At 36.0% G+C, this 25,496-nt stretch carries 21 protein-coding genes and 2 pseudogenes; 8 read left to right on the top strand and 15 right to left on the bottom strand.

Going from position 1 to position 25,496, the window contains the following annotated elements; genetic code table 11:
• A partial coding sequence (locus tag Q7P33_RS17065) for a transposase (RefSeq protein ID WP_303871947.1) occupies window positions 1-230 on the bottom strand: 230 nt, incomplete at its 3' end.
• 230 nt (window positions 231-460) lie between these two features.
• Here Q7P33_RS17065 and Q7P33_RS17060 point away from each other — a divergent pair.
• The 5 genes from Q7P33_RS17060 (at window position 461) to Q7P33_RS17040 (ending at window position 3,631) form a co-directional block, all read left to right on the top strand.
• Window positions 461-664: a hypothetical protein gene (locus tag Q7P33_RS17060; protein ID WP_303871945.1), complete on the top strand. Its 204-nt coding sequence runs from the start codon at window positions 461-463 to the stop codon at window positions 662-664.
• A gap of 69 nt (window positions 665-733) precedes the next feature.
• Window positions 734-1,576 (top strand): hypothetical protein, encoded by an 843-nt coding sequence (locus tag Q7P33_RS17055; RefSeq protein WP_303871943.1) that lies wholly within the window; start codon window positions 734-736, stop codon window positions 1,574-1,576.
• A gap of 15 nt (window positions 1,577-1,591) precedes the next feature.
• A complete protein-coding gene (locus tag Q7P33_RS17050; protein ID WP_303871941.1) occupies window positions 1,592-1,915 on the top strand; it encodes a hypothetical protein in 324 nt (107 codons plus the stop codon).
• Complete coding sequence (locus tag Q7P33_RS17045; RefSeq protein ID WP_303871939.1) at window positions 1,899-3,008, top strand: radical SAM protein; 1,110 nt, start codon at window positions 1,899-1,901, stop codon at window positions 3,006-3,008. The genes Q7P33_RS17050 and Q7P33_RS17045 overlap by 17 nt, the downstream gene beginning before the upstream one ends.
• A 275-nt stretch (window positions 3,009-3,283) precedes the next feature.
• On the top strand, window positions 3,284-3,631 hold the full coding sequence (locus tag Q7P33_RS17040; protein ID WP_303871937.1) for a hypothetical protein: 348 nt from the start codon (window positions 3,284-3,286) through the stop codon (window positions 3,629-3,631).
• Between the two features lie 303 nt (window positions 3,632-3,934).
• Here the strand turns inward: Q7P33_RS17040 and Q7P33_RS17035 are convergent.
• The 12 genes and pseudogenes from Q7P33_RS17035 to Q7P33_RS18095 all read right to left on the bottom strand — a co-directional run.
• A pseudogene (locus Q7P33_RS17035) lies at window positions 3,935-4,183 on the bottom strand (transposase); the annotation flags it as partial.
• A 266-nt stretch (window positions 4,184-4,449) separates the two neighbouring features.
• Window positions 4,450-5,832, bottom strand: a pseudogene (locus Q7P33_RS17030) (IS1182 family transposase).
• A gap of 112 nt (window positions 5,833-5,944) precedes the next feature.
• A complete protein-coding gene (locus Q7P33_RS17025) occupies window positions 5,945-7,069 on the bottom strand; it encodes a hypothetical protein (protein WP_303871935.1) in 1,125 nt (374 codons plus the stop codon).
• A 40-nt stretch (window positions 7,070-7,109) separates the two neighbouring features.
• A complete protein-coding gene (locus Q7P33_RS17020; protein ID WP_303871934.1) occupies window positions 7,110-8,093 on the bottom strand; it encodes a PD-(D/E)XK nuclease family protein in 984 nt (327 codons plus the stop codon).
• 345 nt (window positions 8,094-8,438) lie between these two features.
• Complete coding sequence (locus tag Q7P33_RS17015) at window positions 8,439-8,798, bottom strand: hypothetical protein (protein WP_303871932.1); 360 nt, start codon at window positions 8,796-8,798, stop codon at window positions 8,439-8,441.
• A gap of 51 nt (window positions 8,799-8,849) precedes the next feature.
• Window positions 8,850-9,770: a teneurin-3 gene (locus tag Q7P33_RS17010; protein ID WP_303871931.1), complete on the bottom strand. Its 921-nt coding sequence runs from the start codon at window positions 9,768-9,770 to the stop codon at window positions 8,850-8,852.
• Window positions 9,771-9,774: 4 nt separating this feature from the next.
• Window positions 9,775-10,200: an SMI1/KNR4 family protein gene (locus Q7P33_RS17005; protein ID WP_303871930.1), complete on the bottom strand. Its 426-nt coding sequence runs from the start codon at window positions 10,198-10,200 to the stop codon at window positions 9,775-9,777.
• 210 nt (window positions 10,201-10,410) lie between these two features.
• Entirely contained in the window at window positions 10,411-12,972 is a 2,562-nt protein-coding gene (locus tag Q7P33_RS17000) for a S8 family peptidase (protein ID WP_303871928.1), read from the bottom strand.
• Between the two features lie 2 nt (window positions 12,973-12,974).
• Entirely contained in the window at window positions 12,975-14,063 is a 1,089-nt protein-coding gene (locus tag Q7P33_RS16995) for an AAA family ATPase (protein ID WP_303871927.1), read from the bottom strand.
• Complete coding sequence (locus Q7P33_RS16990; protein WP_303871926.1) at window positions 14,020-14,214, bottom strand: DNA-binding transcriptional regulator; 195 nt, start codon at window positions 14,212-14,214, stop codon at window positions 14,020-14,022. Before Q7P33_RS16990 ends, Q7P33_RS16995 begins: the two co-directional genes overlap by 44 nt.
• Before the next feature lie 77 nt (window positions 14,215-14,291).
• Window positions 14,292-15,689: a recombinase family protein gene (locus Q7P33_RS16985; protein WP_303871925.1), complete on the bottom strand. Its 1,398-nt coding sequence runs from the start codon at window positions 15,687-15,689 to the stop codon at window positions 14,292-14,294.
• The gene (locus tag Q7P33_RS18095; protein ID WP_369693334.1) at window positions 15,610-15,879 is read right to left on the bottom strand and encodes a zinc ribbon domain-containing protein; all 270 of its coding nucleotides are present in this window, start codon (window positions 15,877-15,879) and stop codon (window positions 15,610-15,612) included. Before Q7P33_RS18095 ends, Q7P33_RS16985 begins: the two co-directional genes overlap by 80 nt.
• Before the next feature lie 402 nt (window positions 15,880-16,281).
• Between Q7P33_RS18095 and Q7P33_RS16980 the strand changes: the two genes are divergently transcribed.
• From Q7P33_RS16980 to Q7P33_RS16970, 3 genes are all read left to right on the top strand, one after another.
• Complete coding sequence (locus Q7P33_RS16980; RefSeq protein ID WP_369693335.1) at window positions 16,282-17,181, top strand: IS3 family transposase; 900 nt, start codon at window positions 16,282-16,284, stop codon at window positions 17,179-17,181.
• A 121-nt stretch (window positions 17,182-17,302) separates the two neighbouring features.
• The gene (locus Q7P33_RS16975) at window positions 17,303-17,500 is read left to right on the top strand and encodes a hypothetical protein (RefSeq protein WP_303871924.1); all 198 of its coding nucleotides are present in this window, start codon (window positions 17,303-17,305) and stop codon (window positions 17,498-17,500) included.
• A gap of 16 nt (window positions 17,501-17,516) precedes the next feature.
• Entirely contained in the window at window positions 17,517-17,702 is a 186-nt protein-coding gene (locus Q7P33_RS16970; RefSeq protein ID WP_303871923.1) for a hypothetical protein, read from the top strand.
• A 591-nt stretch (window positions 17,703-18,293) separates the two neighbouring features.
• On the opposite strand, the gene Q7P33_RS16965 is transcribed toward Q7P33_RS16970, so the two are convergent.
• Both Q7P33_RS16965 and Q7P33_RS16960 read right to left on the bottom strand, forming a co-directional pair.
• The gene (locus Q7P33_RS16965) at window positions 18,294-18,647 is read right to left on the bottom strand and encodes a hypothetical protein (protein ID WP_303871922.1); all 354 of its coding nucleotides are present in this window, start codon (window positions 18,645-18,647) and stop codon (window positions 18,294-18,296) included.
• A gap of 565 nt (window positions 18,648-19,212) precedes the next feature.
• Window positions 19,213-25,380 carry a DEAD/DEAH box helicase family protein gene (locus tag Q7P33_RS16960; protein WP_303871921.1) on the bottom strand — a complete coding sequence of 2,056 codons (6,168 nt, stop codon included), beginning with the start codon at window positions 25,378-25,380 and terminating at the stop codon, window positions 19,213-19,215.
• Window positions 25,381-25,496 lie beyond the last annotated feature (116 nt).

Genomic DNA, 25,496 nt, shown 5'->3' with positions numbered 1-25,496 from the left:
AGAACCTCCTTTTCTTCTTCATGCTGCTTTCTGATCTTTTCGACATTTTCACCTTTTTTGTCGAATGCGGCAGCCATGTTATTTATAAAATCGGCTTTCCAGCGGCTAAGCACAGGCTGGGCTATTTCATATTTTTTAGAAATTTCGGCTAGCGTCTGGTCTTCTCTAAGTATTTCCAGAACGATTTCCGATTTTTCCTGGGCGGACCATGTTCTTCTTTTTTTACTCATACTATTATTATAACTTATTTTTAGGTTTCTGTGTCCAACCTCTTGTGTACATCATAAAATAAATATCTTCGGATATTTGGACCCATATCAACTTTTTTAAAAAAATAAGTCTTTCATAACTACATAATAATTTCTAAACTTTTTTTTACGTGGTAATATGTTGACAACAAATATTTGTAACAACATTCAATGTACTTAAGTGCTACTAATTTTGTGAGGAGGTGAACAAAGTGAGAGATTTAAGATCAGAAACTTTCGATAAATATTCGCAATATTCAAGGCCAGAAATTTGTGATATGTTTATGGGATACTCAAGACCAGAAATTTTTGATATTTCTTTAGAAAATCGAAACCAACACAGGCGAGAATTTGGAACAGATACAAACTCTGGTTGTGGAGTCAGCTGCTGCTACGCACAAGGTAGTGATTGGTAGAATATAGATAATAAAAAAGGAATCATCTATGATTCCTTTTTTATCTAAAAATGAAGAAAGGATAATTCAATGGAACTCCTAGAAGATATTATCGAAGAAATCAAATCTGGCAGATTAAATGCTTCCAATACCTCTAATTTAGGAATAGTTATTAATGAAGATAAACCCAAGATTAAAATTTACTATAAAAAGAATCTAAAAAATTTGGCAAGTATTGATTTTCAATCAGAAATAAACGATTACAATAATTATTTTGTTAGTTTAAATAAAGTGGCCGATGATGATAATCTTAATCGTTTTACAGCAAGATTGGTAGAAATGAGCCAAGAACAAGCTTCAAGATTACTCAAATCTTTTCCCTTAGATTATTTTAAATGTGATGAGAATTTTGATTTAGCAATTAATCTATCTAAAATGAAAGTTAGTAATACTAGAACTGATGAAAATTCGATTTCAGCGCTTTACTATTTAGGTTTTAAAGAAAAATTAAATAAAATAATCAATTTAAAATTGTACTATATGACGAGAATGTATATTAATAAAACAGTGTTACAAAATAATAACTATTATTTTGATTATTTAAGTAATCAAAACATAAACCCTTTCTCCAAAATTGTTCAAATTGGCTTTGATTTTTGTGAAAAAACGAATGAGAATATCCATTTGGTAGGTTTAGATATTTCCGAAAAACGAGTTAAGTATAAAATGTATTTTACTGCTATTAATTCGACTCTATCTGATATAATTACTTTTCTGTCAAACTCTATTTATGGGGTTATATTACAAAATGAAAGTCTAGCTAATTTAGCTAAGTATGATCAATACCTTAATTCACATATAAGTTTTACTGGATTCGCTTTATGTATTGATAATAATAATGAATTGAAAATTAATTTGTACTATGAATTCTAGAAAGGAATAAGTAAAATGTATAATTTAAAAAACAACTACGTTTTACGAGACATTGGCGGAATATATTTTTTAATTGATACTTTTGAGGAGTCATACTTCAAAGGGAAAAAATTAATTTCGATTAACTCAACTGGTAAAACTATTATTGAAATTATTCAAACTAAGCCTGGGATTAATCTAAAAGAAGTATTTAATGCTTATCTCAGGGTTTTAAACATTAACAACGAAACGGATGAATTAAGAGCACAAATAGAAGCTGATTTAGAGGATTATATTAAGAATTTGATAAATCAGAGTATTCTAGAATATGAGGTAAAAGAAGATGAAAACAGATACTAAACAATTTGGATCAATTGAGAAGATCCAGCTTGAGCATTGGAACAAAATAAATCACCCATTTAATGGAGGCTTCGAAATTACTTCAAAATGTAATTTCAACTGTGTACATTGTTATTTAAAAGGCATGAAATCCAGCACTGATCTTACTACAGACGAAATAAAGCAAATAATTGATAAAATGTATTACCGAGGAGTTTTGTTTTTATACTTCACTGGTGGAGAGATATTTCTAAGAAAAGACTTTATCGAAATATATAAATATGCCAAAAACAAAGGATTTATTTTGTCATTATTGACAAATGGTAGCCTACTAAATAAACAATTGATTGAAACATTCAGGCTATTACCACCAGCACTTGTGAGCATTAGTATATACGGAGCAAATGAAAAAACATATAATGATGTTACAAAATCTGCGGGACAATTTGATAAAGTAATTAATAATCTAAGATTGTTAAGGAGAAATAATATTAATTTCGAAATTAAGTTTATTGCAATGAAAGAAAATTATAGGGAATTTAAAGAGATCGAGAGTTTAGCACAAGAATTAAATGTAAAATTTTCGTTCACTTTTGAGTTATTTCCGACTCTGAAAGGCGATATTGAAGTATTAGAACATTCAATAAATACAGAAGACATTATAAACTTAGAAAAAAATATTGAAATAGCAACAACAGTTTGGAGTTTAAATATCTGTGATACCAACCCATTGGAAAAACTTGAGAATGTTCCTTTATATACTTGCTCCATTGGTAAATCAAATTTCGTAATTGATTCAGAAGGTTTTTTAAATCCATGCAATAAAATTCGAATTAATAAATTCAATTTAAAGGTCTGCGGTTTTGATGATGGTTGGAATGATTTTTCAACGTATAGTTCTATTCAGGCGAGTAAAGACTACAAATGCAGAAGTTGTAAAAATATTTCTATTTGCAACCCTTGTCCAGCCTTGAATAAATTATCAACCGGGGAATATGAAAAACCACCCAAATCTGTATGTGATTTAACTAAAGCAAGAGCGAAAGAGTTTAGCAAAAATAAATACGATTATATCAGAAAAAACTATAAAAATCCATCAACGAATCCTTTTTAGGGATTTGTTTTGAAAAAATTGAAGGCAAGAATGGATCAAGCTGAATCACTAAAAAAGAAATGAAGAACCTTGATGCAATTGCTGTAAGCACTAATGATTATCCATTGAAAGTTTTATGTTTTGAACATGGTGTCAATGAACTAATAGTGATAAAAGATAGTAAAGATAAGATCCATGTCTTGAAGTTATATGGATATAAATTTAATATTAGCAACAAAGCGTATAATCTTAATGATTTTATGATAATTCACTAAATCAACTAAAAGGAGGGTGTTATGTATTTTAAGAGTATTGCACATCAAATGAATGTAGGAGAATTGCTGAATAAAGTTGGAAATGAAAAAACGTCTTTAGACTATGCATCTGCGATATATTTACTGTCAATTCCTGGGATATATTCTAAAACAAATAATCACATATCTGAACATGGGATAGATTTTGAAGCTATTAAGGCAGGAGGCTATAGTGATTCTCAAACATTTTTAGTGAATGTGGCAATGCAACTGTTTTATGGTCGAGGGGATGTTCGTTTGGCAGATATTGCATATTTGGATGAAGCTAGTGTAAAAGCATTTATGCAGGCAATGGCAATAAAAGCGAATAATGATATAAAAATTGGTTAAAGGATAATGAAAACAGAATTCATTTATGTAGTGTAAAATATTTTGTGTTTTCATGATTTCCAGATTAATGAAAAATATAAAATTGAAAAATTGTTAACGCGAATTGAAGAGAAAAAATTCAATTCGGGAGCGTTTCAAGTTTTGTGTATTTGCGAAAATTGATGTAGAACAGAGCAATTAATTAAGGGGCAAGGGCATTTAAATGACGCTTGCCCCTTAACTGTATTATAGTCCGAATTGATTGCATGTCAATAAAAAGCAAGACTGGATCTAACTCTGGAATGCCCTGATGTGGTTTTTGGATTAATCCAGCCGCTCAGAAAAAAAGATTTCCAGTTGGGAGTGAATCTGGCCCCAGTCTTTTCTCCGGCCCGTCCACTTTTGGGTGATATCCATGGTGGCCAGATACAGCATTTTAAAGAGACTGTCATCCGTCGGGAATACGGTTTTGCTTTTCGTCACTTTTCGGAGCTGACGGTTGAAGTTTTCAATCGCATAGGTGGTATAAATCAGCTTTCTTAATTCCGGCGGATACTTGAAATAAGTTGATAATTCTACCCCAGTTATTTCGCCATCAGCGGATGGAGCTGGGATCTTAAAACTCATTAATAATACAATCTTTCTGTCTTTATGTGTTCGAATAAACATAATCATACATTAATATCAGAATTATTTTCTAGCTTCCAATAAGCGCAGAAGACCTTCTGAAAAAAATATGTTCAATTCATTTCTTCTTATCTCGAATAAGAAAAAAGTAAATTTGAACCGCTATAAGAACTAATATATATATTAGTGCAGACTGTCAAAGAACCCGGTTTTCAAACTGAAAATCGGGTTCTTTTCGTGAATAGCCAAAAAAAAAGCTGAGCTTTGGATTTCCAAAGTGCCAGCTTTTTCAAATTCATGGCAGCATATTTAAGCCGAACCCAACTGGCAACTGAATTCAAGCCCCGGTAAAGCGTATAACGCATGGCGTGTTTTTCCTTGGCATCTGCAAAGACCCGTTCGATCGTCTGGCTTCTGAGAGCATAGGTTGTTTTACCAATCGGAGAATGGCGTATATCTTCAGCCATTTCCAGATAATCCTGCCAGACATGTCGAGTCACCGTCTTTTCGCAGGATTTGTTCTGGGTGCATAAATGCCTGGTTGGACAACTTTCGCAATTAAATGGTATGCTTTTGAACTCCTGGTAACCGTGTCGATTCGTTGTGGCATAATAGAGAGTTCGATTTTCCGGACAAATCACTCAATCATTGTATTCATCATAGACATACTCATAACTTTTGTGATAATTCGGCTTGGTCATGGGGCGTTTGTATGGCAGTGAAGGAATTCGGCCGTCATCAAAAATCGTCTTGCAGATCCATGGCGTTTTATAACCGGCATCGGCGGTAATGATCCGGATCTGCGGATACCGTTTTATCACGTTTTTATACAGAGCATCAAAGACCTGGCTGTCATGATGGTTTCCCGCCGTTACCACCACATCCAGAACAAAATTATTCTGGTCGCACACGGTGTGGGCACCATAGGCAAAACACTTCTTATGTTCGCCTTTATAAAAGACGCCACAATCCGGATCGGTTGTGGACGCTATCACATTCCGGTCTTCTGGTGGTTTTGTATCATCAAATGGTTTTTTCCCATGTTCCTTTCGATCGGCATTGACTTCTTCCATCAACTGGTCTTCATAAGTTCGGGCTGCTCCCGGAATCGCCTTTTTGATACGCTTCTTCAGATTGGCATTGGCTTTGATATGAGTGGCGTCCACAAAAACCACTTCCGGTTTAAGATAGCCGGCTCGCTCCACTTCATAAAGAATCCAGGTGAAAATATCTTCAATGACCGATTCCTTGAAACGATGTCTGAAATTGTAGCTCACAGTGGCAAAATGAGGAATCGTTTCATTTAAGGTATATCCCAGAAACCAGCGATAGGCGATGTTCATTTCAATGTCTTTAACGGTTTGGCGGAGGGAACGGATGCCGTACAAATGCTGAATCAAAGCCATTTTGATCAGCACCACCGGGTCTGCACTGGGGCGTCCGTTATCGGCACAGTATAAGTCTTCCACAAAATCATAAATGCGTGTGAAGTCAACTGCTCCATCGATTTTTCTCAATAAATGATCCGATGGAACCAATAAGTCTGTTTTGACAAGCTCAACAATATCTCTTTCCAGCTTTTCCCGCTTCAACATTTTTCTTATCCACCTTTGTTTTTGTTGATTCTATTATATCAAAAAAAGCCAGCGTTGTTTCGCTGACTTTTTTGACAGTCTGAACTAATATATATATTAGTGATCTGATCTTTTAAATAAGTTTAATATCCCTCACTTCGTATGATCCTCGCAGCATATGATCTGATAAATATTCCACTTTTGTCACAAAACATAGTTCTTCGAATATTTTACGAGTACGTAATTCCACATTCTCAAGAGATATTTTTTCGATCTTCCAATGATCTGTTAGTTTAATTACTTTTTTAAAATGCATCCATTTTTTTTCAAAAGGTTTAATTTCCAATTGTATTTTATTGTATGAAGTGTCTGTTGACCGTATTTCAAATTGCAGAAATTCAAATTTAGTAATATCTTCAGGATAACCCATAAAAACAAGACTACTCCAATCAGGTATTTCACTTCGTATCCGAGTTGGTTCAAAATTTAATGCAACGCATAGGGCGTTATTGTATATCTCTTTTGAAATGATTGTACTTTCTTTTCCACAACTTGAAAAAACTTGTGCATCCTCAACTCTAAAGATTCGCTCCAAATTTATCAAATTACTTATATTACGAGTTGACTTTTTATTTATGTAATTTGTAAAGTCATATTCAAAAAAATCAGTATAATCTCCCATTAAAACTAAAAGCAAAAGATGAGACAAAATTTTAGAATATTCTTTCGTATACAACCATCCGTTAATATGATTCTTTAAACCTGAAGGACAATAATACTCATTTTTCGAATCAAATAAAGTGTTTAAAAATTCATGAAAAAGCTGAATATTTGCTTTTTCAAGAAGTGAATCGCTTTTTTTTTCTAATAAAAAATAGTAGTAAAAGTCATTCTCTGTAAATATTTTTTTGCATTTAGCTTTGAACTCAATCGGGATCTTATTAGTCTCGGTATTAAAATATCCATTGTAAATTTTTGTTTTTAATGTGCTATTATAGGCAATTGCTGGTTCAGAAATCATTTTAAAGTACTCGATATCATCGGCTTCAATCATTTTATCATTTGGCGTTGTGTTCTGACTATTTAATATATCGTCCATTGGGTATAACAAATCAAAATATTCTATTTGTTTTGGTTTAGTCGAATTAAAATAAGGAATATTTACGATATAACAATTATTTTGGCTATCATGAAAAAGCTTAGCAACTATTTCATTTAGTGAAATATAATTGTTACAATCGATTTCTTTTTTCTTCATAAGTGTCTCCTTTAATAATTATTATCATTTCTTTATTTTTTTAATAACTTAAGTTAAATACGTACCCACCATTTGTAATCGAATTCATTGCTTCCTCCATTTGGTTAATCTTTTCGCGGTAGTTTTTTTCATTATACTCGATATAACCTAAAGTCATGCATTTTCCTTTGCGGAATGTTTTCTTTTTTAAATCTGGAATCTTGTTTTTGAAATAATTATGCAAACTCCATCGAATTTCCTGTGTTATATCATGGCTACCTCTTATTTTTATAGCAATTATATTATCTTCGATTTGAATATAGAGTGCATCAATTAAGTACTGCTCCAAGTTACATGCTTTTAATTCCTCATCACTCAAATAAAACCACCAAAATCCCCAAAATCCTTTTGATTGATTAGATACATAACCCCAACCGTAGTCCTTGTTTAGTTTCACAATCTTATCTTTAATTAAATGATCAAAAAAACCTTTATAAGCATGCCGATATTCATCACGCCACTTTTCAATTGGAGCATTTTGGTAGCCCATTACATCTTCATCAATCGCAAGAAGGTGGTCATAATAATCTAAAAATATAGAATTATCCGTTTCATCTTTATATTTAGAAAATAACTCTAAAAGATCTTTTCGGGTGATGTTAACATCTGTAATTTCCTCACGTGATTGCTCAACGATTTTGTAGTAAACACAGATAATCTCTGTAAGCCCTTCATCAATTAACGTTTGTTTATATCGGTCAATCTGATTTCCATGCTGATGAGTAAATGTTTTATCTTCAATAATAATATTGAATTTGTCATTGACCTGAAGAAATACATCAATGTTTTTATACTGCTTTTTCAATTTTGTTACAAACAAGTCGTCTTCAGTATTTACTATTTTACGGAGCAGCTCCTTTGCACATTTTGTAAGAGTATGATCTTCATTTATGTGATCTTGATGCGCAAAGCTCAATAGCCAACAAATAAAGGCATCCTGGGATAATTCACTTGTTGCAAATGTAAATAAATTGTTTCTTTTCAATTTTTCATTACCTCATTCTTTAAATTTTATATGATTAAAAGTATCATTTGAAATAAGGATACTTTTAATCATACAAGATTATTATTTTCCTTTGTAAATTTTCATCAATTTCGCATAACATTAGATTCATTTTACGCTTGTATGCATTCGATTTCAAGGTATCAATACAATTTTAGACAAAAAAATAGCAGCAAGCCGACTTAACGATTTGCTGAAATAATATAAATTAATTAATAAATTTTTTTTCAAACAATCACCCCACACAAAAAAATCACATCAACCTCACCGTTTCTACCAACGTAGATGTGGTCCAATGTTTGTCTGACCAGTTCCGTTCTTATTTTATCAATCTTGCCATACTCGATTAACAAGCGCTTCATCTCCCTCCGCCCGATAAGCTTTTAAAGCATCCCCGCTTGGTTTGATTTCTTCCGGATGATCTACCAGGCGGTTCCAGGCGTTTATGAACAAATTCTCAATAAAATCTGCTTTTACTTTGATATCGGTACAATACATTTCTCTTGGTACAGGTTTTTTCCTTAATCTAATATTTCTAGGAGTGTTGACCCGGGGTTTGGGTGATGGTGGTGTATATCCCATACCTTCAATCAGCGTTCCCTTTTTCCCTTGAAAGGTTTTACACCGCCAGTATTTTTTACCTTCATTATCAGTCAGTATCATAAAGGTGCTGCTGGAAAAATTCAAGCAGGACCATTCAACGGTAGTCTTGAGCAATCGTTACAATGTATAAGACTTTTATTCTTTCCCCCCACGTGAGTATGCTGCCTTTTCTTTCCATACACCCTTATATCTCTGTTTATGTGGACCGACCTTATGCTCACCTGGAGAGTTGCGTTTAATTACATCTTCTGCTTGTGCAACAACTTTATTCGCCTTTTCTAATGTATTACTCTGTGAATTAATCCTTGGATTCTGCCTTGTCGGTACTTTTAGTTGTGTTTTCCCACTATTACTTCTTTTTGCTGCAACGTCAGATACTACTCCAATAACAACCGGAACACTAACCGTTATTATTTTTATGGCAACAGGGTGTCGCACGGGAAACTCCCGAACGCCCTTTACTGCGCGCAGAATTTTATCTCCAAAACCTGATTTTATTTTTAATTCAACTTTACTTTTAGGAGTAATTGGCTCTGCTGTATTTTCAAGCAATATTTGATTATCAGTTTTATCGTCTTTTTCTGAATTGTCTATGATTACACCATCATCAACTTTTTCTTCATCAAAAACAGCTTTTTTATCAGATACTGTTCCCGATGGTAGATCACTGGTATTGATAATAGGATTGCTTAATTCAATAACACTACATGGCTCTAAATTATCATTTTCAAATAAGCTTGTTTCCCCGGTGATATAATCAAAATATCCACAGGTACGGTTTTGATAATTTCCATCATGCGCTTGTAAGTGCTCCGGCCTCGATAAAAACTCTATGTTCAGTGGATTGCCTTGGTGTTCAGGAAATTTCTCAACATTCAGCATATGATGGCCTTCGAAAGCTTTTCCTGTTTCATCATATGCTTTTCCTTTTTCAAGGATATCCTTCTGTTGTTCAGGAGTCCAATCTCTAGTGCCTTTTCCTTCTTGAATTAATTGTTGCTCATCATTCCATGCTTTACAAATAGCTTTATTGGCTTCAGAGGTTCTTCTAGACATAGAGTCAGTCTCCTATACCTAATAAATCATATAAATCTATCAGGAAAGAAAAAAAGTCATCGTATATTTCATCATCTTCTATTCTGCCAGCCTTGTGATTGTAGATAGCTATTTTTTCAGTTTCTTTTTCAAAAATAATAGGATCACCGGATGCTAAAGCACCAATTACAATGTAATTGTCACTGGGTCTGTCACTATCATCAACATCAATTATTGGCTTATGATCTACCCCGTATAACTGAAGTCCGGCAGGTAAGAAGAATTCTCCACCATCCGAAAAGCGTAACCACTTTTTATATTGAAGTGGCAGCATAACGTTATTTTTATTTTCAAAATCCGATATCTTATCGTCTGTTGTTTCTGGGAGGAATGCCATCTTCCCTTGTTCATTGAATTTATCGACTATTTTCTTTAATTCATCTGAAATCATATAATTTATTTTCCTCACATAATAATTTCTTTTATGGTTTATTTAACGAGTAGGAATATCATTTATCTGCAAAATCCTATTAATCGATTGGTTAATAATAATCTCCTGTTTTTGACAGTAAACCCCTATAGTAATGTCCTTCCTGAACATTATTTATCAGATACAGACTTTATTTGTTAAATCAGTAATATGAAAGAAAATTGCTTTTTATTATACTTTATTCTGTACTTTAACTGTGGTATTAATTTTATTCGCAATTTTTTCATATACTTCCAAGCCTAAAGCTTCAGCTGTTTCAAAGGTAACAAATAAACTATAATTTACTTTTTCTTTTAACTTTTCAGCATCATCTTTACAGTTTATCTTTATTAATAAAACATTGTTTTCATCCCAAACAACTGCACTTTCACCAAAGAATATTTCATGCTGAAGAGTTCCTTTTCTTACATTTTGCCAATCACTGTTACAACGCACTAATTTCAATTTTTCTAAGTCTTCAATTTCAAACCAAAGTTGTGTAGACCTATATTTTTGTTTCGAAGGATTTGTTGGTGCTAAATATGATAATGTAACTGTTAATTTACGACTTATTTTCGATTTTGAAAAATTAAAAGGTAATGGTAATCTAAAAACATGTGCTTCGTCAGGAGATAATTCCCCTAAGCCAATCAGAGTTACTCTGTTTTTAGCGCCTTCTTGAACTTTTTGAATATTTGGTATTCCATTTCCTAGCCATCTACTAAGCTTTTTTTGTGATTCAGAAACACAACATGATAGTTTTTCTCCGACATTATCCCAAGATGCACCATGCGTCAGCATCCCTTTAATTAGAGTTGCTATATGACTAGGAGGCATTTCTATATCATTTTCGTTAACAAAAATGTCATATAAAACTTCATAACAAATCCCAGCTTCATGTGTGAGTTGAGCTGTTGCATCGCTCGTTCCAAAAGTGAAGCTACAACCATCAGATGTTCCATCTAAATAAGGAGCTGCTGATTTACATCCAGGTTCATTTACATTATTAACCCATTTAGTTTTTTGTTTCACGATATCTTCTCTTAAAAATTTTCTACCACCAAAGAAAAAAAGATCAGGTGTAATTATATTATTATATCCAAATCCAAATCCTGATATTGGACTCGGAAACCCTTTTTGAACAGCAAATGCTTGTCTTTGATTTTCATCTAGGTCACAAAAATCTGAATACGTTGCACCTATTGTTAAATTGTTAATCGATTCTGCAGGTGAAAGAACCTTCAAATAACCTTTGTTATCAGATAAAGTCTCAAAAACCTTATTTGTTCGTTCTTCAATTGTTAAGGCTTTAAAATTAGTGAAGGTCTCCGTGAAGACATCTTCAAAACGGCTTTGATTTCCAGCACTGATTATGAATAGAATACCATATTTATAACTTAACCAATCAAGTAGTCTCGAGAGAGGGCTCATTGTTGTTGCGAACTGCCTGCAAGAATCACCTATAGAAAAATTAACAATTCTAACTGTTGGCGCTACACCGCTTTCGTTGCCATCGCCATCAATCATCCTTTTTACTGAACGATGAATTAAATCTACTATCAAGACATCATCAGGAACCATTTCTATTGATCCATCAAGTTGTTCATATGGTTTTAGGATAGGTCTAAAGTATATTTGTCTATGCAGAGATGGACAATTATTATTTAAATCTCCGTGTATTACGAAAGAGGCCATCGATGTTCCGTGTTTCCTATCTTTAACTTGATATTGAGTTTCATATTCGTCAGGATCGTCAATAACAAGTCTCCCTTTTAATAGTCCATGATTTTGCATTGGCATTCCATCAAAAATTGCGATAATTGGATCTAACGAGTTATTGGTTTCCTTTATTTCCTTTTCGCATTCATATAAATTATTGGAATCTTCATTATGAAAAAACGATTGGCATGTGGGTCTAAAAAACATTATACCATCGATATTAACAAGGGAAATATTTTCATAATTTTTAACAAGGTGCTCAATTTCCTTCTTAGGCAAATTAACAAGCAAAGAATGGTAAAGTATGTCTTCAATATAACATATTTGTAAAATTTTCCCACCCATTGAAGTAATTGCATTTTTAACTTCTTCAACAGCTAAATCTCGTTTTCTTTCTTCGTTACGACAAAAAAGTTCCACTTCAAATGGTACTGGCTTTTCCCCATCAAATTCTAGATTTTCTTTCCAGTACTCAAGTGCATTTGTTTCATAAATTCGATCTTGTGCGCCCCATACTCTAATCGTTTTCAGTAATTGAAATACATCTCTTAAAGGTGTGGTGCCACGTGGAAAAACATTTTCTTCACCAGCACTGAATTTTTTCCACATCGAGATCAACTGTTTCATTGCTACTTGATTGGTCATAACACAATACACTCGGCCGTTTAAGCAATGGTCATCTTTTTCACCTAAATCATTTTTTTTATAGAAATCTTCATCTGGCTCAATATCATTAGTTACGTGATCAAACATCCATTCAAGACCATCGACTTTTTTTACAGCTTTGTAAAAATTATCTACACTTCCGATCACCTCAAAAACTAACGCGTATTCTGGATTAATTCCAATAGTTGATTTTTGTAAATTAATGCTTTTAGAGTCAAACGCTTTTTTAAGCTCAGTAAAAACCGGTTCAAGTCTTTTAAACTGTCTTTGAGCAGTTGGTTTAAATATTTTTCCTGGTGGAAATGGATGGCCCTTGGTTTTATCTGCTATCTGTGGTTCTGGAAATAATAGTAATGGTCTTTCGCTCATAATTATTCACTCACTTCCAAGTTACTTATTTCAGGTTTTTTAATTTGAGTATCCCAAAGTTCTAATTCTTTTTCAGTTATTTTTTTGTTATTTGCATTTGGTAAATTTAGAATATATTGTCTATATATGGAAAGGCCTAACTCCTCACATTCCGCAAAACTTAAACCTAGTGATCTTTTAGCCAAATTTAGAGGAGATATTCCAAACTTGAAATTTTTTTTCTTTTCAAACATAGTATACCATTTTTCTAAATCGTTTTGTTCCGGTTTTGGTAAAAATAGCTTTACTTGAAATCTTCTCCATGCAGCTTTGTCTAATAGTCCTTCATGATTAGTCGCACCAATTACTACAACATAACTAGGTAAAGAATCAATATGCAACAATAGCGAACTAACGACTCTTTTTATTTCACCAGTTTCATGCATATCCCCTCGCTCTTTACCTAGAGTCTCAAATTCGTCAAAGAATAAAACACATTGTCTGGATTTTGCGTATTCAATCAATTTAGATAGCTTAGTCGCTGTTTCTCCTAGGTATGAACCAATAATACTCTCATATCTCACCGTTAATAATGGAACAGATAATGATTCTGCAATAGCTTCAGCTAAAGATGTTTTACCATTGCCAGGAGGACCAACTAGTAGAATTTTATTTCTTGGCTCTATACCATATGATCTTAAAATATCCACACGCATCTGTTCTTCAATTATTTCGTTACAACTCTCTAAAACATTTTTCGGCAATAGAAGTTCAGAAATTCTTTTTTGTGGATATTTTTCCCAAATTAAATTTTGCTCATTTGTACCATTGTTAATAATTACTGGCCCATTCACTTCTTTTATTCCAGGTTTCGTTGTTTTTAATAAGTCTTCTATTTTTTTACCTAATACTTTGTGCTGTTTAGAATATTCTTCTGCACAAATAGCCTCTGCAGCTCTTTTAAAATTCATAGTGTCATTCGTCAATCCATATTTGATTAAATCACAAAGCAAATCTGCTCTAGCCATGTTTTTACCCCCGTTTATCCACTTTTTAAAAATAATTTCTTTAAATATTGTTGATGTCAATAAAGCTATTTTCGCAAAATTCATAAAAAGCTTTTTGTGCAAGTTTACTCGGAATTGCCCTTTTGTTTTCCCATCTATTAACGGTTGCATAACTAACGCATAGGGCGTCAGCTAATTCAGATTGACTCAAATCAAGAATTTCTCTAACTTTTCTTACGACCTCAGAAAATTCCATATCAGCACCTCCATATAACATATGTTATAATACTATAGCAGATGTTATATGTAAATATAATAAAATATAATATTAGTTCAAATCCTCACCCCACATAAAAAAATCACATATGCATCACCATTTTCATCGATGCAAATGCGATCCAATGTTTGCCTAACCAGCTTCGGCCCGATTTTATCAATCTTGACATACACGGTTAACAAGCGCTTCATCTCCCCTGCCCGATAGTCTTTCAAAGGATCATCACTTGGTTTGATTTCTTCCGGATGGTCTACCAGGTGATTCCAGGCGTTTATGAACAGCTGGTGCGCATCCTCAACAAATATCCTTGTACCGTTACAGCAGTTATCAGGTCCAGTTTCTCTGAGATAGCCAGTTTGATGATTAATGCAGCCATAATAACGTTGTCCTTTTTCAATAAGACGATTCGAGGTTTTTATTTTAAATGCATGACCGCAATTGCCACAAACGATCCTGCCTGTTAGAGGTAATGTCATTGCTTGATTTTCTGTATGATGATATTTTTGCATGTGATGCTCACTGCAAAATTTCCGTTGCCGATTAAGCTCCATATTGGCTAGTTCCCATATTTCAGGCGTCACAATAGCCGGGTGTGAATTCTTGACGTAGTACTGGGGCGCCTGGCCTTTATTTGGAATCTGTTTTTTTCTGAAAGGATCCAGGGTAATCGAAAGTCCAAAACGCACATCACCTTTATACTTTTCATTTTCCAAGACATTGTAAACTTGCCTTGCGGTGTACTTATTTAAGTGAAATTTCTGGTCGAGCTCCCTGGCTATTTGCTTCGTGCCTTTACCACGTAAAAATTCATGAAAAATATAGCGGATAATAACAGCTTCATTTTCAACGATAACCACTTCTCCATTCTTATCCTTGTCATAGCCGGTGATGTTTTTCCATGGGATCGCGCTGATATCGCCTTTTTCAAATTTACGTCGTTTACCCCATTTTATATTTTCAGATAAGGCAATACTTTCCTGCTGGGCTACAGCTGATAGCAGAGTGATCATGATTTCGCCTTCATACTGCAGGGAGTGGATATTTTCCTTTTCGAAGAAGACATCGACAGTGTACTCTTTCAGAAGTCGTAACGTTTTTAAACACTCCAGGGTATTTCGGCCAAAGCGTGACAAGCTTTTGGTAATGATCCGATCAATCTTTCCATCTTTTGCATCGTCGATCATCCGACTAAAAGCGACGCGTCTTATGTTGGTGAATGCAGATACCCCTTCATCTGCATAAATACCGGCAAAACAATAGGCTTCATTTTCTTTAATCAACTTTTCGTAATAACTAAGCTGTGCACGATAACTTGATAATTGTTCTTCACTGTTTGTTGAAACCCGACAATAAGCGGCAACTTTAAGTTTTTCTTCACTTTGAATAGCCTTCGTACTCGGTTGCGGGAATAAGACGGTAACTTTTCTGGTGTCGTTTTCTGCTTTCTTTTTCATTAATATCCTCCACTACCACCATTGGTTCAGTAATTGGTGTTTGTTCATTGAGTTCTATGATGAATCGCTCAGGTACACTAATTCCTTTGCAAACATTTTTGGTGTACTCCATTGTCGTGTTACATCGCCAGTAAACCCAGCGTTTACATTTGGTATGTACCAGGGAAGCACCACAGTAGGGACATTTCAAAAGCCTGGAAAAGGAATAGGGTTTAAATTTTTGCTCTCTTAGTACTCGCGCTTTTTCCCAATCCTCGCGACTGATAATTGCAGTGTTCTGCTACAATGAAATTGTAACACCCGGAGCGAGTTTGATGATATAATTCAAACTTGAAAAGGAGTTACAAAACATGTCAAATAAAAAATATGATCGTGTCCTTCAGGAAAAAATCATTCGCCTTCATCTAGAGGAAGGCTGAACCATTAAAAGTCTGACAGTCGAATACAACTTAGGTAGTGGTACCCTCAGATACTGGCTTGATAAGCACCGCAAAGAATGCAAAACAAATCCTCAACTTCAAAATGAAACAGATCAAATGCTTGAAATCAGACAATTGAAAAAAGAACTTGCTGAAGCCAAAAAGGAAAATGAATTCTTAAAAAAGGCAGCAGCATTCTTTGCGAAGAAAATCGACTAAAAAAATATGAGTTTATCCGTGAGTATCACCTGGAGTTTGGTGTTAACTGGTTGCTAAACCGGTTTAACCTTTACCCAAATGACTACTACAACTACCTTAAAGACCGGAAATCAGCCTATCGTCAACAAAAAGAAGCATTGAAGCAGCACATTAAAAATACATATTATGAACTGAATGGAACGGTTGGATACCGAATGATCTCTGATCTACTGAACCGCAAACGTATTGAGTGTTCTTACGGTACCGTTTATTCCTATATGCGTGAAATGGGCATCAAAGCCATTGTCCGACGTAAAAAGCAGCCATATACAAAAGGCCATCAGCATCATATATTTAATAATCTGCTTGAACAGAATTTTACGACTGAAAAACCGAATCAGGTCTGGTGTACCGATTTCACATACCTGAATTTAAAAAATGGTACAAAACGTTATAATTGCAGCATAATCGATCTCTATGATCGGAGCATCGTTGCCAGCCTTAACAGTAAATGGATTGATTCAAATCTTGCCATTGAAACACTGGCGATTGCTTTAGAATCCAATTCGACTAACAATCAGCTGATCCTCCATAGTGATCAGGGTTCTCAGTATACATCCAGAGAATTCATTGCCTTTTGTGCTGAAAATGACATTACTCAAAGCATGAGCAGGGCAGGAAATCCATACGATAATGCTCCAATGGAGCGTTTTTATAATACGATGAAAACAGAATTCGTTTATCAGTATTCATTTGAAACTGATAAAGATTTGAATCAGGGTATTTATGAATACATCTTTGACTGGTATAATTACCGTCGTCCTCATTCATTTAATGACGGTAAAACACCATTCGAAATGAGGCATTCAAACTAGCTTTCGGTATTACAATTTTGCTTGACTAGAACAACTATAAACAAGAGGAGCATACCTAAGGATTCATCTAGCATCTTTAGGTTTGTAATGGTAACAAAGCAAGCTATGATGAAGAAACATAATGAGCCGGACTCTTTTTAAAGTTTTGTACATCATTACCGCTGTCGCCATTGAAGAGATTTTTAAGTTCAGCGTCGGCCTGGCCCGACTGGTCAATAAGGTTTGTACCCAAAGCCTGATTTTCGGTACCCAGCAGGAAAAACGCCTGATTGATGATCACATAGTGAAACTGATCATTCAATCCGAGTTGTCATCATAGAAAGATCGGTGACACAATGAATTTTACATGTAGCTGGAATCACGATGGCACAGAGGATGTTTGGAACGGCGGAATCATCAGTCTTGAACACCATGGCAGTCACGATGAAATACACATTGAAAGCCGATCATCGCTACGGGTGATCATTGGCCGATCCACCACCGGTGGCTTTGCCTGTCTGCCGGATTATTGCATTGTCTGACCGCTTGCGCACTTATAGGATTGCTTCTGGAATACCGAACAGCTTGTTTGGGTATCGGGTGATGTTGACGGGATCACCGTGGCCAAGGCACTGTACTACATTGCCGATGAAGTATTGATTTAAAGGAACCCATCAAAAAGAACTGAGAAAGAGCAATCTGCTAAGTTATTTCTCAGTTAAACGTACCTTACTCCCGTCTAAAAACGCTATTATTTTTCAATATTATCAATCTAATTTACACTTCACCGTAATTGAATATAAAAAATAGCCAATTATCACTAATCAGCCATTCAATGCGTTTCTTTTGTTTCTTTTGTTTCTTTTGTTTCTTTTGTTTCATATTGGTGGAGGTGAACCGTACCAGTTCACAGTGACAATTAATTTCGCTGATTATCGCCATATAAATTGAATTTAATATGGTTGTTTGCTAAATAATTACCGCACATAATTAAATAAATTATTTCACATCATTAAATGATGAACTTTATCTGGTCCACTGATTACGAATCAAAGAGTAAACGGCTCAAAAAAAGATATTATATTGCAATGCGACGCTTTTGTCACAGTTTTATTGCTCTATTAAATTCAAATTCATTTTATATCACCCATAACTACACTTTTATAGCATATAAATACATCCATGTTAATTGAACACGATTCATTTCGCAATTTACTTTCGATGTCATCTAAAAATTTATGTGTTGGAACCAAATACTGAAAAACTGCACGATCAGCATAGCGCAATAAGTTTAATAAAATATCAGCTACACCTTCATTTAAAGTATGCATCTCACTAAAATAATCAATCGTCTTTATTTTTTCATTTTCTGCATCGTTAAGATTTTTGATAATCGAATCAAGATTTATGAAATAATCTACGGCATCACCAATAAATGTTTCATATTTCTCGTGGATTTCATTATCCCAGATACGATAATTATTCATGCTTATCCTACTTTCACTAAATATTGCTTTAATCAAATATATACTATTATTTGATTAAAGTCAAATGTGATTATTTTCTTTTTCAATCACTAAAAAAGGGCGTAGAAATCCTGAAATCAAAAAAGCATAAAGCTTGTTATTTCTACGTCTTTTGTTAAAAAAGTCTGCTGGATAGGTGGTTTTTTCATGACCACTGGATTCTCATTATCCTTCGTCCAAACTACAAAGGTGACTATCACCTTAACGAATCCAAAATCTCTCCCGAAGTTTCCCCCGAACCGTGATTATTTTACTTGGGTTTACGTTCTCATCCCCAATGACGACATTTTAATGCAGCAGCACATTAAAAGGCCGAATAGATTTATTATTTAGGCTCTACCACACCACGCTTCTGTTTTCAGTGGTCTAACGTTGTCCCCACCCTCAATATTTACCTGTCAGATCCTTGTTAAATCAAATTTTAAGCACAACAAAAAGGGTGTGCAGCAATCACACGACTACTACACACCCCTTTGTTATTGAAAAGAAATTCTTCGGTTCATCTCGCTCATGGGCGACCTCAATTTTATATTGCCTGTTCTTGCCATTCGTCCTGTTGTTCTCCTTCCATTACAAATGTTGACTCCAATTCTTTAGGTCCATCGGTACTGAGTAGCATGTCCAGCTCTTTTAAACGCATCAGGCTTTCTGATAACTCCCGATCCTGGGTAAACGGTTTTTTAACTTCGATTTGAGCATTTTTCAGGTGCTCCTGGGCATCGGATATTTCTTGATCGCACAGTTTTATCCGATTGGTGATATTTTCGAGAACATTGTTGATCCGGGTCACATTCCCCAGCGGATCTTTCCCTAGTGGAACGTGATGGTTTGTTTGACCTTTTAAAATTAATTCAATGCCATCAAATTCTTTGTTTGCTAACAATAATTTAAAACCTGCATAATCACCAATAACTTTTTGTTTATTGGCCTTAAGTGTTGAAACGGCATCAATGATGGCTTGACCACCCTCTTTCTTTTCGGTGTACTGTTTATCAAATAGAGTGATACTGAATATATCCGTCTTCAGATCGGCTTTTTGCACAGCTTTCTGGTCGACTTCCAGTGATTTTTTAAGTTCGTTGAGATTGCCGATGGTTTGCGGATAGACCTTTGCAATTTTATCTTCCATTTTATATTGTTGGCTAATAAAATTCGCTTTTAAAAGTTTTAATTTCATGACCTTGATATCAAGATCCATTTTTTCTTTTATGAGCGGATTGCCAGTTGCCAAAGCTTTAACCTCCGCAAAAGATAAAGCTTGTTCATCCACATCCTCGCAGGATCGGGTTGGTGTTTTTGAAGTCATAATCTGCCCAATGAATTTTTGTTTATTTTCAATGAGCTGCCACGAATATGCATCGAAGGTTTCCTCGGTGATGTAGCGAAAGATCTTGACTTTCGGATTCATATTTCCCTGTCTTAGAATCCGCCCTTCCTGCTGCTCAATATCCGAAGGTTTCCACGGTACATCCAAATGATGTAAAGCAATCAGCCGATCTTGTACATTTGTCCCGGCTCCCAATTTTGGAGTTGATCCCAGCAAAAAACGCACCTGGCCACTTCTAACCTGGTTAAATAATGCTATTTTCTTTACGTCTGTATTGGCATCATGAATAAAAGCGATCTCCTTTTCTGGTACGCCTTTTTTAATCAGCTTATCTTTGATGTCGTCGTAAACATTAAAACAACCATTGCCATGAGGTGTCGACAGATCACAGAATAATAGCTGGGCCGCTTTGTTCTGGTGGGTCTGACTCCAAATGCTATAGGCATTTTCAACACAGAGATTAGCCTTGCTATCTTCACTGTCCGGAAGTAAGGGATTGATTAACCGCTGATCCAAGGCTAATTTTCGCCCATCATTGGTGATTTTAAGCATGTTATCCTCGTAAGGCTCAACAGTGCGATTACGAACCGCTTCCGCTCTGGAAACAAGCTCTTTGAGCATTTCTTTCTGAAAGCTTGAAGGTTTAGAGATAACATCCTCATAAACAACTTCCGGGACCGGCAATTTAAGCATATCGGGGGTCTGAATATCAGCGATGTCTTTAAAAAAAGCCATTAGTTCAGGCAAATTATAAAATCGGGCCAGGCGCGTTTTGGATCGGTATCCGGTACCTTCCGGGGACAGTTCCACCGCTGTAACTTGCTGTGTGAAGTTACCGGCCCATGAATCAAAGTGACCAAGACCGGATTCTTGCAAGCGGTTAAATTGCAGGTAGCGCATCATCGTATATAGTTCTGCGATGCTATTGGAAATTGGTGTGCCGGTCGCAAAAACAACGCCTTTTCCACCGGTTAATTGATCCATGTATTGGCATTTGTTAAACATATCCGTCGATTTTTGGGCTTCACTTTGTCCAACGCCTGCTACATTTCGCATTTTTGTATATAAAAAAAGGTTCTTAAAATTATGTGCCTCGTCAACAAAAAGTCGATCAATCCCTAATTCTTCAAAGAATACGGTGTGATCTTTTTCGGTGTCATTAAGCTTTTCCAGCCTGGCTTCGAGTGACTTTCGTGTTTTCTCCAGTTGCTTAATCGTGTATTGTTCACTGCCACCGTCAACCGCATCATTGATCGCAAGAAGCACATCATCAATCTGGCGATTGATCATCTCTGCTTGAAACTCTTTAGACAGTGGTATTTTTTCAAATTGAGAATGCCCGATGATGACGGCATCATAATTGCCGGTTGCGATCCGGCTACAAAATTTCTTTCGATTGCCAGGCATAAAGTCTTTTTTCTGGGCGACAAGGATTCTTGCTCCCGGATAGAGTGAAAGAAATTCAGAACCCCATTGACCAACTAAATGATTGGGGACAACAAACATCGACTTGCTGCTTAATCCGAGATATTTACTTTCCATGGCGATGGCAGTCATTTCATAAGTTTTGCCTGCGCCAACGCAATGTCCCAGTAGGGTATTGCCACCATAGAGTGCCCTGGCGATGGCGTTTTTCTGATAATCCCTGAGCTGTATATCCGGAGACACCCCATGCAGAATGATATGCTGACCATCATACTCCCGAGGCCGGGTTGCATTAAAATTTTGGTTGTATACTTTAACCAATGCATCACGACGTTCTTGATCCTTAAAGATCCAGTCCTTGAATGCTTCTTTGATCAGTTCCTGTTTTTGGTTGGCCAGAATAGTTTCTTCACGATTAACTACCTGCCGGTCGCCGTCCGGCGTAGAGATGGTGTCCATAATCCGCATATCTTTTAAATTTAAGGCATTTTCGAGGATACGATAGGCATTTGCCCGATTGGTTCCATAGGTTGAATTTGCCATAACATTGCTGTAACTATCAATGCTTTTACCCTCAATGTTCCAGCTGCTGTTGTGTGGTGAAAAATGAGTCTTAATATATTCATTTTCAATTAAATGCGCTGCCGGTTTAAATGTTTCCATAATAAACTGGTCAATATAATGTGGTTTGATCCACGTTGCCCCCAGATGCACTTCAATCTCAGCAGCTTCTAAATCTTTTGGTTGGGCTTTCTCTAATGCATCAACATTAATCTGATACATCTCAGAATCAACCGCAAACGCTTTAGCCTGCTCCAACTTTAGGCGCACATTGCCCGACAAATATTCATCGGCTGTTACCCAGCTATTCATAATCGGCTCGTGAAAGATCACACCCTGTAAATCGGCAATCATTTCCTGTTGACTTTTTCCGCAAAGGTTACTCATATATTCCAGATCAATGCAAGCTTTTTCGCCAATGGATACCAGTAGTGCTTCGTTGGCGGTATCAACCTCGGTGACCACCCGGTATGGTTGGATCGTTCGCTGCGTGAAGATATCAGATTTTCCTAAATAATTTCCCTCATCATCCATTTTTTCCAGAGCGCACAGCAACCAATAACTGCCGTCTTCTTCAAAGGCCAGTTTGTTCCCGCGGCTGTTGATCCGACCATGAAATTTTGTGTATCGATCATAAACTTGATTGAGATCCATCTGTTTATTTTCAATGACGGCATTGCTGGCATCGTCTAATTGCAAGCGGATCAGGCTTCTGACGGTATCCCGCAATTCGATCATTCCTTTGATGCGTTCTTCTTTTTTATCCGGCATCTCCATATGTGTCATGATTGAGTTGTTTCGGTAGTAAATCTCATTCTCAACAAGCGTGTAAGAATAGTTATCGACGTTCGGATCGGCTGGTAGGGTTTTACTGTCTATTTCTTCATCTAAAATGTTTTCAACCGAATCCTCCGGAAAGTGATAAGACAACTGAGCAAGTGCTTTTTTAAGTTCAATGCCCAGATCTTTACCTTCAATCGGCAAACAAGCTGTTTCTTCGCCAAATCGTCCGGACACCAGAGCCATTTCACCTAAGATCATTTCGGGATGGGAAACAAAATAAGCATTCATGGTAATATCATTTTCGTCTGTGTCCAGGTGTACCCAGTCTTCATTGCCAAGCGTCATCCGATCGCGTTTTTTGAAAAACAGGATATCGGAAGTTACTTCTGTTCCGGCATGATTAAAGGCATTATTTGGTAATCGCACTGCACCGATTAATTCTGCCCGTTTCGCCAGGTATTCGCGCACAGCAGAACTCTTTTTATCCATTGTTCCCTTACTGGTGATCATCGCCATCACGCCACCTGGTCTGATTTTATCGAGTGACTTCGCGAAAAAATAATCGTGAATCAAGAAGTTTTCTTTTTGGTAAGCTTTATCATATAGCTTGTAATCACCAAAAGGGACGTTGCCGATTGCGACATCAAAAAAATTATTATGGTAGTCTGTTTTTTCAAAACCACCCTCGTAAATGTCAGCTTCCGGATAAAGTTGTTTAGCAATCCGACAGGTCAAACTGTCAATTTCGACCCCGTAAAGTTTTGATTGCTTCATATTTTCTGGCAACATCCCAAAAAAGTGACCCGTCCCCATAGATGGCTCCAGAATATTCCCAGTTCGAAAACCCATTTCAGACAATGCCCCATACATGGCCTTAATCACCGTTGGGGACGTATAATGAGCGTTTAGTGTCGATTCTCTGGCTTTTGCGTATTCATCTGGCGTTAATAACGCTTCGAGCTTATCATATTCTTCGCGCCAGTGAATATTGTTTGCATCGAATGCCTGGGCAATTCCACCCCATCCGACATAGGCCGCTAATGCTTTTTGCTCATCAGCTGTTGCCTGACGTTGTTCGCTTTCAATGGTTTTAAGGGTTTCAATAGCTAAAATATTCGCTTGGAATTTTTCCCGCAGCGACCCGTCTTTGAAATCCTCATTGCTTAACTTAAAATTAAGCGTATCTTGGGACTTCCTCGGCTCTTGCGTCTGGTCTGTGAATTTTTCGTATTGCATTAAAAAAGCAATGGTTTCGCTCCGAAAAATCGGAAAACCATTGCCTTCTTTAAAAGTAATATCCATTAAATTAACGGTATCAGTTATCGAATTAACCTCATCGACCACAAACATTCTGCCATTAATCTGGTAGCGATCGCCAATTTGGATCTCTGTCTCGACGGATTGCGCCAGTGCCTGGGATAGCATCTCATCAACAGCAGCTGTGTCGTTTTCGAAATCACGCCGTTCTAATTCATTTTTAAGCTGCTCTGCATCAAAGTTGAGAAATTCTTCGCTTTCTACATCATCATTGCGATTGATTTCCTCAGTTGCTGACGGCAGTGTTAATTCTTCTTCTGTCTCCAGCATTTGCGATAAAGTCCCCGAAACAACCGGTTGAGCGATCGATTTTGGTATATCCTCACTGGTAATCGGATCGTTAAAACGCGAAGGAAAATATGCATTGCTTTTACTGCTAACCATTAATCTGACACTTGACACAACGGCAAACCATGATCTGAAGTGTATTTCATCCGGATCGTCTTTTTTAACAAAAGTTATGCCCCGGTCAGAATACAACTGCTTAAACTCACCGTTTTCAGGCGTATAATAATCACCCTCCATCCGGTACAACGCCTTGATGATTTCTTCTTTTTCGCCAATTGCCAATGTGTGATCCTCCACTGTCGTGGCGATCGCTTGTTTAAGATCCGGGAAGGGTGTCTCTTGGATGAGGATATTTCTAAAGGTTACATCCGCAAAATAACCATCAAGATGATAGCGGCCATCTTTGATTAATTGATCAATCCGGTCGGTAACTTGCAGCCAATTAAATTTAACTTCAATTCTGTCGCCATGATCACCCCGGTAATAGATCAACCCTTTGCTGTTATGATTACGGCAAAGAATATTTAAACCGGCATGTCCGCCAATGCCGTACTCGTCTTTGAGAAAATTTGCTTTATCCTGTCTTGAGTAATTCTCGGTAAAATAATGATAAATCCGATATTTGCCATCAGTGACTGGCGTGTTTCTAAGCAAATCCAGATCAATTTCATCCTGGCTGATAAACCGTTTAAGGATTGGTTGTGATTCCAGATTTGATTCAAAAAAACGCTGTTGATAAACAACCAGATCATCAAGACGATTAACCAGCTGACCCGCCGAGTAAAAATTGGATCGCATATATTCAGGGTGAGATTTTACCGCAACACGTAAATCCTCCATCTTCCAGGCAAAATCTTCAAGGAATGTGCCATCTGTTTGAATAGACGTTACCAATAGGTTTTTGATGTGTGAAACCGTATCAGGAAAGCCGGAGATACCATCATTAAATAAGATATCCTGATGTGGAAACACTGCTTGTCCTTCAACAGACATGTCGTGATGAAGATACCAGCAAATTTTAGCGATTTCTTCAATTTCGAAATCTAAAACATGATGGAATTGTCAATAATAGTTCAGTCAAAACGCGCAAGGAATTTTCCAAGCCCCTA

This window comes from Acetobacterium wieringae, from assembly GCF_026646375.1.
Classification (GTDB): Bacteria; Bacillota; Clostridia; order Eubacteriales; family Eubacteriaceae; genus Acetobacterium; species Acetobacterium wieringae_A.
This window is presented reverse-complemented; position numbering and strand designations above follow the sequence as displayed.

Bases quoted from the DNA above. Each gene is read 5' to 3' on its own strand.
- Q7P33_RS17055 (WP_303871943.1), top strand. From the start codon at position 734: ATGGAACTCCTAGAAGATATTATCGAAGAAATCAAATCTGGCAGATTA.
- Q7P33_RS17050 (WP_303871941.1), top strand. From the start codon at position 1,592: ATGTATAATTTAAAAAACAACTACGTTTTACGAGACATTGGCGGAATA.
- Q7P33_RS17045 (WP_303871939.1), top strand. From the start codon at position 1,899: ATGAAAACAGATACTAAACAATTTGGATCAATTGAGAAGATCCAGCTT.
- Q7P33_RS17040 (WP_303871937.1), top strand. From the start codon at position 3,284: ATGTATTTTAAGAGTATTGCACATCAAATGAATGTAGGAGAATTGCTG.
- Q7P33_RS17025 (WP_303871935.1), bottom strand. From the start codon at position 7,069: ATGAAGAAAAAAGAAATCGATTGTAACAATTATATTTCACTAAATGAA.
- Q7P33_RS17010 (WP_303871931.1), bottom strand. From the start codon at position 9,770: ATGTCTAGAAGAACCTCTGAAGCCAATAAAGCTATTTGTAAAGCATGG.
- Q7P33_RS17005 (WP_303871930.1), bottom strand. From the start codon at position 10,200: ATGATTTCAGATGAATTAAAGAAAATAGTCGATAAATTCAATGAACAA.
- Q7P33_RS17000 (WP_303871928.1), bottom strand. From the start codon at position 12,972: ATGAGCGAAAGACCATTACTATTATTTCCAGAACCACAGATAGCAGAT.
- Q7P33_RS16995 (WP_303871927.1), bottom strand. From the start codon at position 14,063: ATGAATTTTGCGAAAATAGCTTTATTGACATCAACAATATTTAAAGAA.
- Q7P33_RS16990 (WP_303871926.1), bottom strand. From the start codon at position 14,214: ATGGAATTTTCTGAGGTCGTAAGAAAAGTTAGAGAAATTCTTGATTTG.
- Q7P33_RS16985 (WP_303871925.1), bottom strand. From the start codon at position 15,689: ATGAAAAAGAAAGCAGAAAACGACACCAGAAAAGTTACCGTCTTATTC.
- Q7P33_RS16975 (WP_303871924.1), top strand. From the start codon at position 17,303: ATGAGCCGGACTCTTTTTAAAGTTTTGTACATCATTACCGCTGTCGCC.
- Q7P33_RS16970 (WP_303871923.1), top strand. From the start codon at position 17,517: ATGAATTTTACATGTAGCTGGAATCACGATGGCACAGAGGATGTTTGG.
- Q7P33_RS16965 (WP_303871922.1), bottom strand. From the start codon at position 18,647: ATGAATAATTATCGTATCTGGGATAATGAAATCCACGAGAAATATGAA.
- Q7P33_RS16960 (WP_303871921.1), bottom strand. From the start codon at position 25,380: ATGTCTGTTGAAGGACAAGCAGTGTTTCCACATCAGGATATCTTATTT.